Below are 12,051 nucleotides of genomic sequence, written 5' to 3'. Positions count from 1 at the left end.
TATCGGGTGCAGACTTAAAAAAGCATCCACAATAATAAAATCTAGGTACTTTGAATAGTATTCTCGGCTATCTAGTTGAGAAGCTTTTTCTGTTTTTTTCTTTTAATGACCTTGGACACGATATCAAAAATCTTGGTTTTGGCATCCCGGTATTGTGAAAAATAGGCTTCCATTTCTTTGGCCAATTCTGAATGGGTGTCCAAATAGGCATTCTCCATTTTGCCCTGGTCCACATCATCGACCATGATCTCCAGTTGATTCTCGTGCAATTGGACTTTTTTGAATATTTTAATCAATTCAGACTCGGAATTTTTCAAGGATTCAACAATGGGCTGCACGGTATTGAACATATCAGAATCCAATATGTCCAACGTATAATCCTTGATCATGCTGTCCAAGAATTTTTGTTCGTCCTTGGCAAATTTGAGTTCAGAGCACCATTTTTTGGACTCTTCGTGCAGTTCCCCTGCACTGAACCACTCCCTGAACGTTCCTTTTTGGGTTTTTGATTTCATAGCTTTTGGTATTGTTGCGGCAAATGGGAACCCATTTGCCGCGTGTTCTCATTTAAACAACCTCAATGACCTTTTTTTGGTTTTCTTTGGCTTCCTCCATTTTAAGAAGGTTCAGCTTTAGAATACCGTTTTTATAGGTTGCTTTTACATCTTTAGATTGGTCCACCGAGTTGGGCAACTGCATGGTTCTGGTAAACGCACTGTAATTGAACTCCCTTCGGGTGTAATCCTCATCTTTTTCGGTCTCCTCTTTGCTTTTTTTGGCGGAAACTTCCAAGATGTCATCCTTGATAGTGATCTCAAAATCTTTTTTATCGAACCCTGGGGCCGCGATCTCAATTTCAAAATCACCATCATGCTCCTTCACATTCATTGAGGGATGTGACTTTTCCAAATTAAAAAAATCATCATCAATAAATGCATCGCGATTAAAGAAATCGACCAAGCTTTCGTTCCATGGAAATCGTTTTCCATTAAATTTAACAAGTGACATAATGATAGGTTTTAGATTAATGAACTTAGTTTTTAAATTGATCAACGTAGAAAGATGAACATCAATCCACGGGCTTCCTTCTTTTCAATACAGACCCCGCATAACTGTACACCTTGGTTTTGAGATTTAGGTAATTGTCCAGAAATTGCGAGACCCTATTCTGCAATTTGTTATGCTTTTCGTAGTAGCTCTCATCACAGGTCTTAGTGGTACACTCAAAGATGCCCCCTAAATGGCTTTCATGGCCACAAATCATCTTTTTAAGTCGTTCCTTCTCTTTTTTTGATTCCATGAACTCTTGTTTGAACAGTTCCAATCGCTCAAACAAATTGGGGGTTCTAGGTTCAAAAACATATGAATTCAACAACTTCTGAATGAAGGACATTTCATCCTCGATGAACTGCAGATGGGACTTCCAGTTTTGTAGCTCAATGTGAAGATCTTCTATTTTGTTCTGTACAACCATGACCCTATTCTTTCATCGATTTAATTTAATCATGAAAATACGGTTTGGTTGGTTGCTATGAAATGATATAAGTCAATTTGGTCCTTTGTCCAAAAGGTTCATTGAGGTTGATCATCTATTTTAAAAAAACGTTTCACCATTGCCTTGAATTGGTTATCGGTCATGCTATCCGCCTTTTCCCGAATTTTCACCTTATCGGCCAATTGCCGGTGGTTTTCTTCCAATTCCTTTTCAAATTTTTCCGAAGCCTCCGCGGGCCCATAAAGTGCCAATTGGTCCGCATCTTGGATAGCTTCCACGATTTTTTGAAAATAGCGTCTGAACTGGTGCTTTTCCGTTTCCAGATATTTGCTGTCCTGAACCACATCTTGTGGTCCCCACTTGGTTTTGGAACGTGCACCGCCTTTGGGGTTAAAAAAATCCATTTCCGAAGGAATGTGAAAACTACTTTCCTTTCCGTTTTCGAAGACCACGCCCTTGGCTTCCTGTTTATCCATCCAAATTCCGATCTGTTTCATGCTTTCCTATTTTCAATTATCATTCAGTTCCAAAATGGGTATTTTGGGATCGTACCCAATTTCCTTGACCAAAGGATTGGAAAGTATGCTCCCAAAAAACAGGTGCTTTCTGTTCAAAAAGGCAATCATATCACAATCCTTGCTTTCAATAAAAAGGTTGATGCCCTTGCTTATTTTTACAGCTGACAAAAAATGAATTTCATAATCGGTGCCATCCAAGATATCTTGCAACAACTGTTTGTTGGTCTTTTCTTGTTTGTTGAGTTTTCCATCCTTGTTCTTATCAATATGCACCACATTGATTTTTGACCCGTGAAGCTTTGCAATTTCCACCAATTGGGCCATCTCTGTCTTTTTGTAGTCCGTTTTATAATCAGTTGGAAAAACAATCTCTTTGGGTGGAGCGTATAAATAATCACTGGGTACGGCAATAACAGGGCATTTTTTTATGCTTTCCATCACAGATACCGTGTTGGTGCCAAAAATCCTGGCCTTTGATTCGGTCAGGCCTTTGGTTCCCATAACAATTATGTCAATGTCCTGCTTTGCAATTACATTCTTAATGGCTTCTACTAAACTGTTAAAGGTTGAAATGGTATGGAACCTGTGTTTTGGATTTTCGGGGTGAAGTTTTATGATTTCCATGAGCCGCTTCATGCCTTCCTCCGATTCTTTTTTGGCCAAATCGTAAAAACGTTCGCCGGGTTCGGGGACCATCATGCTGTCCAAAGTATAGTTTGAAACGTGAAAAGCATTCAAAATATAAAAATCACAACGAATGTCTTTATAAAGATCTAAAGCATATCTAATGGCATTCAATGCATTTTTTGAATAATCGGTGGGTAACAACACTCTTTTGTCCATGATTGGCTTTCTTTTTACCTTAAAGCTACATCAGGTTGTTATCCTATGCCATGATTTAGGTCAATTTGCCCGATTGGGCAAAATCAAAAAAGGGACGGATAGTTTAGTGTTCAATTCCTTAATGATTCCATTGCCGATAAACTCCAAGAAAAAATGATGCGGATAATACACCATACAGAGCATATCTATGCTCCAAAGGTCCACAAACTCTAAAATGGTCTTTGTTTTATCTTCAAAAACGGGCAATACCACCTCTTTGGAAATAATTTTGGAAAACGCTTTAAAAAAACTGTTCTTGTTTTCCAGACCATCTTTATCCAATTTTCCATCATCAATGCTCATGGGCACCATGGCACTTTGCGTCACTGTTTGAAAAAATTGCAGGGTGTGGATGTTCTCCTTTGAAATAGGGTTGGCGTAGTTGGAGATAAAAGCAATCTTTTCCACCTTTTTAAAGTCAATTTCCAAGGGAACGATGAGAATGGGGCAAGTGGTTACTTCCCGCACCAATTGCATGGCATTTGTACCGAACAAAATATGTTTTACCTCCTCTTTTGCTTTATTTCCGATTACCATGAGGCCTACCTTATGCTTTTCGGCATAATCGCAAATACCTTTGGTTACACTTGAGCATAACGAGACTTTTTTCAGTTGGTGTTTTTTGTTATTCCCAACATCCCGGATTAGCCTATGGCAGATGGAGTCAAGACCTTGGGCGGACTCTATCTTGGCTTCCTCAATTTTTGAATCGCCTTCGTTGCCGCAAACATTCACAATATGAAAATTACATTTCTCCTCTTTAAACAGTTGGGCGGCATAAAACAGTGCATTGTATGAATTGTTGGAAAAATCGGTGGGCACTAGAATCTGTAACATGGCTTATTGGTTAAAGGTTGTACGGAAGCACCAAAAATGGGATTTTGCTATGCAGTCCTATATTTCTGATCACTGGTTCCACAAATAGGCGTTCCAAAAAGGAGTGCTTGTTTTTAATCATGGCCAACATATCAACGGGCAACTCTTCCTGAAATAGATTTATGGCCTCAATAAGCTCCTGATCGGGAAGATCGTGCATCAGATGGTCACTTTCCAACATCAGTTTCTCAAGATTGGCTTTGTTCTTTTTCTGTTGTGGTGTAAGTCCATCGGGAGGGGAAACATGCATCACATGAAGTCTAGAGCCCCATGATTTTGACAGCTCCAACAAAAACCCGAAATCGGTTTTTGCATAGTCCACTTCATAATCTGTGGGAAACAATATTCTTTTTGGTGGGTTGAAACCATAATCGGATGGAACGGCCAAAACCGGAACAATGGCTTTGTTAAGTACCTGGACCGTATTTGAGCCGAACAATATCTCTTTGGCCCCTGTTGCGCCTTGGGTCCCCATGATGACCAAATCTATATTCTCTTTATTGATCATGGTCTTCATTTCATCTCCCAAGGTATTGAATGCCGCATGGGTCACATATTCATGTATGGGATTATCATATTTTGCCTTAATTCGTTTTCGGGTTTTGTCCAAAGCAGCCTCCGCGCTGTATTTATGGCCATCAGGAAGCCCTAGCTGGCCAGGACTGCCCAACGCATAGTCAACACGATAAATGGGCGGTGTATAGGCATGTAACAGGTAAAAGATACAAGTGGTATCCTTAAACAATATGGCCGCATACTCAATGGCATTGAATGCGTTCTCCGAAAAATCAGTGGGCACTACTATCCTAATCATGGCGTGTTAATTTTAACAAAGCTACATCTGGCTCCAATCTTATACCATGATTTTCATCAATTCCCAAAAAGATGGGATTTCATAAATTGCATTGTATATAAATATTGTACTGATGAAAGGAAATTTTAGCGCACTGATAGACGCCGACCAACTGGTATTGATCGATTTTTCCGCAGAATGGTGCGGACCATGCAAAATGTTGGCTCCCATTCTAAAAGAAGTGAAGGATGAGTTGGGGAATTCAGTAAAAATCGTGAAAATTGATGTGGATAAAAATCAGTCTTTGGCCAACCAATACCAAGTGCGGGGAGTGCCCACCATGCTGCTCTTTAGAAAGGGACAACAGCTATGGCGTCAATCTGGTGTATTGCAAAAATCCGAGATTGTTCAAGTGGTAAGATCCTTCATGTAACCTATTCCGTACCACCTCTCCGTTTACTCAAACAGATGCATCACTAAAAAAGGCACTTGGGTATTGAAGGAGATTTTTTTAATCACGGCCTCATGGGTGAGCTTTTCAAAAAAACCGTGCCCATAATTTATCATGGCCACCATGTCCACTTCCTCGTTTTCGACTATGGTCTTTTGAATGGCACTGTATATTGAGCTACCCTTTTCCACTTCAACAAATTTGTGCTTTATGCTTTTCAACTTCTTTTCCATGACTTTTTTAGATGCAAGCTGTTGAGGTGTCAACTCAGTTGGATCTCCGGCATAGGTCACCCATATTTCAGAATCAAAAAGCTTTGCCAATTTAAAAAGAGGATTCAGTTCGTAGGTCTCAAAAAGATGCTCGTAGCCCGTGGCCAATACAATAGTGTCGATAGAATCCTTGACCTGAAATTCGTCTGGTACGGCTATAATGGGACAGAAATCAATTTCATTGATGATTTTGTACGTATTGCTGCCCATAAATACTTCTTTTAGTCCAGATGCCCCTTTGGTTCCCATAACAATGTAATCGATCTCTTTATTGTAGACCGTTTTCCCAACGGCATTGACAAGGTTATCCACAATGGACAACGTATTGAAGCTATGCTTGGGATTGTTGTCGGTTTCTTTGACTTTTTCCAGGACTCTGTTGAGTTCCCGTTCAGATTGCTCCTTCATCAATCGGTACAAACGGGTATCATTGGCCCTGCCCATTTTGGTTGCCAAGCCGGAAGACCCCACTTGGTAGGCGTTGACAATGAAAAATTCGCACTCCACACCTTTGAAGATGGAAAGTGCATAGGCAATGGCATTCCATGCATTTTTGGAAAAATCGGTGGGCAATACAATTCGTTTCATGTCTTTATGGTTTCTGTGCTATCCCTGAAAGTCCGGTAGTACCATCAAAGGGATTTCGGTTCTAAAAGTTACATTTTTTACCACGGGTTCCTGCGTTAGTTTATCAAAAAAATCATGGGAATAGTTGGTGAGCACAATCAAGTCGGCCCTCTCCTCTTGCGCAAATTGCCGAATGGCCTCGGCCACTGTGGTCTTTATCACCACTTTGTGGAACGAGGTGGGATGGGCTTCAAACCGTTTTTTCAAGATTTCCTTATTTGCTTTTTGTCTATCCAATAGACTGAAGGTTTGTGCCACATGGAGTATTTTAACCTTGGAGCCCCACAGTTTAACCAATTGCAATAAAGGACGGAGCACATTTTTCGGAAAAAAATGGGCATACTCTGTTGGGAAAACCAGCGATTCCAGTTTTTGGAAATCATACAATTCAGGAACCACTACAGTGGTACAGTTTTTAATATGCTTTAAAACTTTTACGGCATTACTGCCCATAAAAATTTCCTTGGCACCGGTTGAACCTTTGGTTCCCATGACAATCGTATCTATATCGTACTTTGGAATGAGGTCCCGAATGGCCTCTACCAGCCCTCCGGCCATGGACAGCATTTCAAAAGTATGCTTTGGGTTCTTGTGGTTTTCCTCCAGGTAGTCCATGACCTCTCCAAGTTGACCCGATGAGGCTTCCGAAAGGGATTGATATACCACTCCTGCCCTAGTGCTGCTCTTAAACCCTGCAATGTTTTCTTTTTTGGGCTCATAGGCATGCAATACATAAAATTTGCATTCCAAATCGGCATAAAGTTTAACCGCCATGAAAATGGCATTCCAAGCATCTTTGGAAAAATCAGTGGGCAAGAGTATATTTTTCATTATTTCCAATTTTTGATATTTCAGCTGTGTCGGGCAACACCAAAAAGGGCACTGCACTATGGTACCCTATAGCATCTACATTTTGTTTGAGCACAAGCCGCTCCAAAAAAGAATGTTTTCGGTTCATCATGGCAATGAGTCCAATAGCATTCTTTTCAATATAGGTATGTAGGCCATTGGGCATGTAATCATCGGTAATGTCCTTAAAAACTGTTGGAACCCCTTCCAATAATCGCTCCAAATGTTTTTTATTTTCCATCTGTACCTTAGTCAAGTCATGTTCTTCAACCACATGCACAACATGTAAGGTGGCTCCGAATGTCTTAACAAGATCTAGCAAAGGTGCTATCTCCTTCGATTTGTACTTGGACCAATATCCCGTAGGCAAAAGAACTTTTTTTATTTCCTTGAAAGCATATTTTGTAGGAACCGCCAGGACAGGAACACTGGCCTTTCTAATGACATGAATGGTATTGGAACCTAAGAAAAATTCTTTGGCACCAGATGCTCCCTGGGTTCCCATAACCACCATATCTATTTTTTTGTCCTCACAGACTTCCCGAACTTCATCTGTTAATGTATTAAAAGCTGACAAGGCCTTAAATTGGTGGTTGGGGTTTTTATATTCTTTTTTGATGCGTTCCATGGCATGTTCCAACCCTTCGAGCGAAAGATCGACACCAATATCCGGAATGGCACTTTGTGCCGGCCCTCCAAACATATAATCTACTCTATAAAAGGATGGAGTATAGGCATTCAACAAATAAAATTTGCATTTTTCATTTTTGAAAAAGTTGAGTGCATAATCAATGGCATTCCAAGCGTTCTTGGAAAAATCGGTGGGCAACAATATCTTTTTCATCTTTGTGATTTTTTAAATGTTCATCGATTGAGATTTTGCATGACCAAAAATGGAATCTTCACTTTCAATCCAAGCAAATCAACAGTGGAACGGTAGAGCATGTCCTCAAAAAAAGAGTGCCTTGAATTTACCATGACCAACATGCCCACTTCCTTTTTTTCTATGTACTCCAGAATGGCATTCGCCTTATTTTTTACCGAGGTGGTTTCAAAAAAAAGGTAAGCCTTTGAAAGTGCCTCTTCCAAAAACCTTTTGTTGTCTTCCTGTCTGGTGCTCAGCTCATCAAAATCTGTAAAATAAAGGCAGTGCACCTCAGATTTGAACTTGCCGGCCAAATCACCCAAGAGTTTTAACTCCCTGCGTTTATAGGGCAACATATAATCTGTTGGGAAAAGAATGGCCTTGGGTTGTTTGTATTCAAAGTCCTCTGGAATGGCCAACACAGGACATTTTACATATTTAAAAACTTCTATGGTATAACTGCCAAAAGTAGTTTTATGGTCACTGGTGCCCCCTTTTGTCCCCATAATGACCAAGTCAATGTTCATTTCATTGACAAAATCATTGATTCCATCCACAAGGCTATCAAAAGAAGCCACCATCTCAAAGTTGTGCAATGGGTTTGGAGGGTTCCCCACTACAGACTGTAGCAGATTGTCCAGTTTTTTTTCCGATTCCTTCCCCTTTGCCTCCTTTTGTGCCTCCCTATTTTCTGCAGAAGAGGATTTAAAGTCTCCGTACACCTCATCCATATAGGTATGTAGAATAAAAAAACAGGTGCGCTCACATTTATAGAGTTCCTGCGCGTACTGTAATGCATGTAATGCGTTCTTTGAAAAATCTGTGGGAATAAGTACGGTTCTCATAGTGACCTCTTTTTCCAAAGATAGCGGTGCTGAAAACAGTAAGAAATGATTTTGGTCAATACGGAACGGCCGTCAATACCTATTCGTGAATCACATAAAATGGAATTTTGGTATGAAAGCTGATTTTTTCCACAATGGAATCAAATAATATTTGTTGGATAAAATTCAGGTTTTTGGCCACCATTATGATCATTTCAATATCCCTGCTCTCCACAAAACATTGAATGGCAGATTTTACACTTTTGTTGGTGATGGTATGAAAACTGTACCTATCTGGAAATGTCTCCTCCAAATAATCAAACAGGTAATCCCTGTTCTTTTTTTGTTCTAGATGGAGCTCGTCTTCATTTTTTGTAACATTCATTATTCGAAGCTTACCTGTCCCCAATTTCAATACTTCGGCCATTGTACTTAAAATACCATGTGAATAAAAAATATTGAAGTCCGTGGGGAAAGCTATCTCCTTAGGTTTGGAAAAAACGACCTCTTCGGGGATTACCAACGTATTGCACTGCACTTTGGTGATAACGTCTCCGGCATTGCTCCCCACAACTTTTTCCATAAGCCCGGAAGCGCCTTTGGTCCCCATAACAATTAAGTTGATCTGATGTTCTTCCAGACTCTTTTTAAGGCTTTGTATAAAAAATCCATATTTGTGCACGGCATAGAAATAATGGCCGGCGTCCGTGCTCTGCCTTTTGCATTCGTCTACCAAGTCCTGTAATTTTTCCTTGGTGTTTTCGGTAGGCGTGTCCTGACCTATTTTTTGGGATGTGCTGAGAGCGTCTGCCTTAGTATCCAGGAGGGTCCCAACATTAAGCACATAGAAATTGCACTCCATGGAACTGTACAATATTTGGGCATACTGCAAAGCTCTCTTGGAGTTTTCTGAAAAATCTATGGGGATCAAAATGTTTTTCATATTCCACTAAATGACGGTGCAAGTTTATCATTCCAAAAAAAAGATGGAATGATAAATATCATTTCCGTCTAGTGGACTTGGGCGAGGGCCTCTTTGTCCAAGACCCTAATATTACGGTTTTCAATGGCAATAAGACCTTCATTCTTGAAATCGGACAAGGTTCTGATCAAGCTTTCCGTAGCAATACCGGCCACCCCTGCCAAATCGCTTCTTGCAATTTTTAATGGGCCTTCCTTGCCTTTATGCATTGCCTGGGCATACAGCAACAGGGTCTGGGCCGTTTTTTTTCGGACAGAACTATAGGCCATTTGCAACAACTGTTTTTTTATGTGAACCAAATCTTCGGCCATAACATTGAGCAATTCCAAAGAAACACTTTGATTTTCTTCTAGAATGGACTTGACATGGGTTTTGGAGATTCCCGCAAGTTCCACATCTTCAATGGCTATGGCATATTCGCGGTACGGAAGATTTTCTGTCAGGGAGGTGAATCCCAAAAAGTCGTCCTCTGAATACACAGAAGTGATAAGTTCCTTGCCCTCCTCATCCAATCCACAACACTTTGCCACTCCTTTTAGAACAAGGTACACCATATTGGAGTGTTCTCCCATTGTAAAGATGGTCTCATCTTTCTTAAAGGAAAACAGTTGTCCATGGTCATCAAAAAAATTCTTCAGCTCATTCAACGATCGTATATCGTGCTGTTTGTTGTGCTCATTGCGTTTTGAAAAAACGCTTTCCAACTGTGTTGCTTTTTCCAAACGGGTGTGAATGGCCCTCAGCAGTTCGTCCTCTTCAAAAGGCTTGGTCAAATAATCGTCGGCTCCAAGGTCCATCCCTCTTCTTACGTCATTGCGTTCTGTTTTTGCCGAAACGAAAATAAAGGGGATGTGTCTGGTACTCTCGCAAGAGGAAAACTGCTCAAGTACCTCGTAACCATCAACCTCGGGCATCATAATATCACATAGCACAATATCGGGCCCTTCTTTTTTGGCAATTTCGTGGGCCAGTCGCCCATTTGGGGTTGAAAAAACCTGGAAACCAGATAGATCTAGGAGTTCCTCTACATTTTCCCGTAAAGAGGTATCGTCCTCAACCAATAGAATTTTTTTCATCTTCACTTTTGTTTTTGGGTATGGTCAATGTAAATGTTGAGCCAACACCCGATTCACTTTTAAAACTAATGTCGGCTTCTAGATTTTGCATGTGCTGCTTTACAATATTAAGCCCAATTCCCGTGCCTTGGTCGGTAAGCACATTGCTTGCCCTAAAATAGCGCTCAAAAATAAACGGTTGATCTTCCTCCGGAATGCCAAGCCCCTGATCAATGATATCAATATACAGTTTTTCATCCTCTTCTGTAACCCGAAGCTCTATATTGGTATCTTCTTTGGAATACTTTATGGCGTTGTGCAACAAATTGGAAAGTGCCAGTTCCATGATCTTTTCATCAAAGGATACCGTTATGCCATCAATATCTTTTGGGTACTGAATTCGCTGACCTTCCTTTAAAAGCGTGTTGGAGTTATAGACCACTTCATTGATGATTTTGCTCAGGGGAAAAGTGCTGATATTGTATTTTACCTTGCCCGTATCCAACCGTTCTATGGACAGGAAGTCGGTAAGAATGTTGTCTAAATACTTTACTTTTTCCTTAATGGTATTGATGTGCTTATCCCGTTTTTCCTGTTGATCGGTCTTGGTATATTTAGAGAGCAAGGAATTGGAGGTCAAAATACTGGACAAGGGTGTTTTAAACTCGTGTGAGACCAAGGACAGGAACTTTGTTTTTAGTTCATTCAACTGCTTTTCTGCTTTTAGAGCTTCCCTGAGCTGTTCGGTGCGTTCTTCCACCGTGTTCTCCAAATGCTGGGTATAATTTTTCCGCTCCGTAATGTCTAACACTATGGCAAGAAATACTTCCTTTTTGCCTATTGAAGACAATTGCAAGTGCACTTCCACGGGATATGTAGTGCCGTCTTTTCGCTGGTGTATGGTCTCAAAATCAACCTTTTCCCTCGTTTTATTGACCAGTGGGGATATTAATTTTTGAAAGCTTTTTTGGGTAAGATCGGTTTTAATGTCGAGAATGGACATCTGGTTCAATTCCTTCATGGTATACCCCAAATTAAGCTGTGCACCACGGTTTACATTAATGAACACAAGGGATTCCGCCTCAAAAATATAGATCTCGTTAAGGGACTCGTTAAAGACCTGAAACCAATGGTCTATAGTCTGCTCAGATTTTTTTCGCTCCGAAATATCCACAATAATGGCCATTACATACCTCCTTTGCAGCAGTGTAAACGGATTAAGGCTTATTTCAAGGGGAAACTCTCCACCATCTCTCTGAAGGCCAACAAGATCCAAGCCCTGTCCCATCTTCCTTCTGCGTCCTTTTTGTATGAATGCCCCTGCGTCTCCCTTATGCTGACCCCTTATATTTTTGGGAATCAAAATTTCCAAGGGCTTGCCACTTAGCTCCCCTTCCGGGTAACCAAACATTCGGTTGGCCACCGCATTGCTGGCCACAATAAACTGTTGATCATCAACAATAAGAATTCCTTCGGAAATGACTTCCGTTAAGATTCTGAGTACTTCGTTTTTTTCTAAAAGTTTCACAGACTAAAGTTAAAAAAACTGATTTAGATCATGG

Annotated in this window: 15 protein-coding genes; 1 reads left to right on the top strand and 14 read right to left on the bottom strand. The window is 40.5% G+C overall.

The features are described 5' to 3' along the window. Positions 1–71 precede the first annotated feature (71 nt). From FG28_RS14370 to FG28_RS14340, 7 genes are all read right to left on the bottom strand, one after another. Positions 72–515 (bottom strand): hypothetical protein, encoded by a 444-nt coding sequence (locus FG28_RS14370; RefSeq protein WP_036383921.1) that lies wholly within the window; start codon positions 513–515, stop codon positions 72–74. Positions 516–567: 52 nt separating this feature from the next. Further along, positions 568–1,008, bottom strand: a complete 441-nt coding sequence (locus FG28_RS14365; RefSeq protein ID WP_036383919.1) for an Hsp20/alpha crystallin family protein — start codon at positions 1,006–1,008, stop codon at positions 568–570. Positions 1,009–1,069: 61 nt separating this feature from the next. Next, positions 1,070–1,474, bottom strand: a complete 405-nt coding sequence (locus FG28_RS14360) for a hypothetical protein (protein ID WP_036383916.1) — start codon at positions 1,472–1,474, stop codon at positions 1,070–1,072. A gap of 98 nt (positions 1,475–1,572) precedes the next feature. Then, entirely contained in the window at positions 1,573–1,992 is a 420-nt protein-coding gene (locus FG28_RS14355) for a hypothetical protein (RefSeq protein WP_036383915.1), read from the bottom strand. Positions 1,993–2,004: 12 nt separating this feature from the next. Next, the gene (locus tag FG28_RS14350; RefSeq protein ID WP_036383911.1) at positions 2,005–2,856 is read right to left on the bottom strand and encodes a universal stress protein; all 852 of its coding nucleotides are present in this window, start codon (positions 2,854–2,856) and stop codon (positions 2,005–2,007) included. A 60-nt stretch (positions 2,857–2,916) separates the two neighbouring features. Continuing rightward, positions 2,917–3,732, bottom strand: coding sequence for a universal stress protein (locus FG28_RS14345; protein WP_036383909.1), 816 nt, complete (start codon positions 3,730–3,732; stop codon positions 2,917–2,919). A gap of 10 nt (positions 3,733–3,742) precedes the next feature. Beyond that, positions 3,743–4,585 carry a universal stress protein gene (locus tag FG28_RS14340; RefSeq protein WP_036383905.1) on the bottom strand — a complete coding sequence of 281 codons (843 nt, stop codon included), beginning with the start codon at positions 4,583–4,585 and terminating at the stop codon, positions 3,743–3,745. A 112-nt stretch (positions 4,586–4,697) separates the two neighbouring features. Between FG28_RS14340 and trxA the strand changes: the two genes are divergently transcribed. Beyond that, positions 4,698–4,997: a thioredoxin gene (trxA, locus tag FG28_RS14335; protein WP_036383904.1), complete on the top strand. Its 300-nt coding sequence runs from the start codon at positions 4,698–4,700 to the stop codon at positions 4,995–4,997. Between the two features lie 23 nt (positions 4,998–5,020). Here trxA and FG28_RS14330 read toward each other — a convergent pair whose 3' ends face one another. The 7 genes from FG28_RS14330 to FG28_RS14300 all read right to left on the bottom strand — a co-directional run bounded on the left by FG28_RS14330 (position 5,021) and on the right by FG28_RS14300 (position 12,017). Beyond that, positions 5,021–5,875 (bottom strand): universal stress protein, encoded by an 855-nt coding sequence (locus tag FG28_RS14330; RefSeq protein ID WP_036383902.1) that lies wholly within the window; start codon positions 5,873–5,875, stop codon positions 5,021–5,023. Between the two features lie 18 nt (positions 5,876–5,893). Beyond that, positions 5,894–6,745 (bottom strand): universal stress protein, encoded by an 852-nt coding sequence (locus FG28_RS14325; RefSeq protein WP_036383899.1) that lies wholly within the window; start codon positions 6,743–6,745, stop codon positions 5,894–5,896. Further along, positions 6,720–7,607 (bottom strand): universal stress protein, encoded by an 888-nt coding sequence (locus FG28_RS14320; protein ID WP_036383897.1) that lies wholly within the window; start codon positions 7,605–7,607, stop codon positions 6,720–6,722. The genes FG28_RS14325 and FG28_RS14320 overlap by 26 nt, the downstream gene beginning before the upstream one ends. Positions 7,608–7,627: 20 nt before the next feature. After that, positions 7,628–8,473 carry a universal stress protein gene (locus FG28_RS14315; RefSeq protein ID WP_036383895.1) on the bottom strand — a complete coding sequence of 282 codons (846 nt, stop codon included), beginning with the start codon at positions 8,471–8,473 and terminating at the stop codon, positions 7,628–7,630. Between the two features lie 79 nt (positions 8,474–8,552). Beyond that, positions 8,553–9,395, bottom strand: coding sequence for a universal stress protein (locus tag FG28_RS14310; RefSeq protein WP_036383892.1), 843 nt, complete (start codon positions 9,393–9,395; stop codon positions 8,553–8,555). Between the two features lie 68 nt (positions 9,396–9,463). Beyond that, entirely contained in the window at positions 9,464–10,510 is a 1,047-nt protein-coding gene (locus tag FG28_RS14305) for a response regulator (protein ID WP_036383889.1), read from the bottom strand. After that, a complete protein-coding gene (locus FG28_RS14300) occupies positions 10,488–12,017 on the bottom strand; it encodes a PAS domain-containing sensor histidine kinase (protein ID WP_036383887.1) in 1,530 nt (509 codons plus the stop codon). The genes FG28_RS14305 and FG28_RS14300 overlap by 23 nt, the downstream gene beginning before the upstream one ends. Positions 12,018–12,051: the final 34 nt, after the last annotated feature.

The sequence above is a fragment of the Muricauda sp. MAR_2010_75 genome, assembly GCF_000745185.1.
Taxonomy (GTDB): Bacteria; Bacteroidota; Bacteroidia; order Flavobacteriales; family Flavobacteriaceae; genus Flagellimonas.
This window is presented reverse-complemented; position numbering and strand designations above follow the sequence as displayed.

What these genes read in the sequence shown, in the direction of transcription:
- FG28_RS14370 (WP_036383921.1), bottom strand. Translation starts at nt 515, where the DNA reads ATGAAATCAAAAACCCAAAAAGGAACGTTCAGGGAGTGGTTCAGTGCA.
- FG28_RS14365 (WP_036383919.1), bottom strand. Translation starts at nt 1,008, where the DNA reads ATGTCACTTGTTAAATTTAATGGAAAACGATTTCCATGGAACGAAAGC.
- FG28_RS14360 (WP_036383916.1), bottom strand. Translation starts at nt 1,474, where the DNA reads ATGGTTGTACAGAACAAAATAGAAGATCTTCACATTGAGCTACAAAAC.
- FG28_RS14355 (WP_036383915.1), bottom strand. Translation starts at nt 1,992, where the DNA reads ATGAAACAGATCGGAATTTGGATGGATAAACAGGAAGCCAAGGGCGTG.
- FG28_RS14350 (WP_036383911.1), bottom strand. Translation starts at nt 2,856, where the DNA reads ATGGACAAAAGAGTGTTGTTACCCACCGATTATTCAAAAAATGCATTG.
- FG28_RS14345 (WP_036383909.1), bottom strand. Translation starts at nt 3,732, where the DNA reads ATGTTACAGATTCTAGTGCCCACCGATTTTTCCAACAATTCATACAAT.
- FG28_RS14340 (WP_036383905.1), bottom strand. Translation starts at nt 4,585, where the DNA reads ATGATTAGGATAGTAGTGCCCACTGATTTTTCGGAGAACGCATTCAAT.
- trxA (WP_036383904.1), top strand. Translation starts at nt 4,698, where the DNA reads ATGAAAGGAAATTTTAGCGCACTGATAGACGCCGACCAACTGGTATTG.
- FG28_RS14330 (WP_036383902.1), bottom strand. Translation starts at nt 5,875, where the DNA reads ATGAAACGAATTGTATTGCCCACCGATTTTTCCAAAAATGCATGGAAT.
- FG28_RS14325 (WP_036383899.1), bottom strand. Translation starts at nt 6,745, where the DNA reads ATGAAAAATATACTCTTGCCCACTGATTTTTCCAAAGATGCTTGGAAT.
- FG28_RS14320 (WP_036383897.1), bottom strand. Translation starts at nt 7,607, where the DNA reads ATGAAAAAGATATTGTTGCCCACCGATTTTTCCAAGAACGCTTGGAAT.
- FG28_RS14315 (WP_036383895.1), bottom strand. Translation starts at nt 8,473, where the DNA reads ATGAGAACCGTACTTATTCCCACAGATTTTTCAAAGAACGCATTACAT.
- FG28_RS14310 (WP_036383892.1), bottom strand. Translation starts at nt 9,395, where the DNA reads ATGAAAAACATTTTGATCCCCATAGATTTTTCAGAAAACTCCAAGAGA.
- FG28_RS14305 (WP_036383889.1), bottom strand. Translation starts at nt 10,510, where the DNA reads ATGAAAAAAATTCTATTGGTTGAGGACGATACCTCTTTACGGGAAAAT.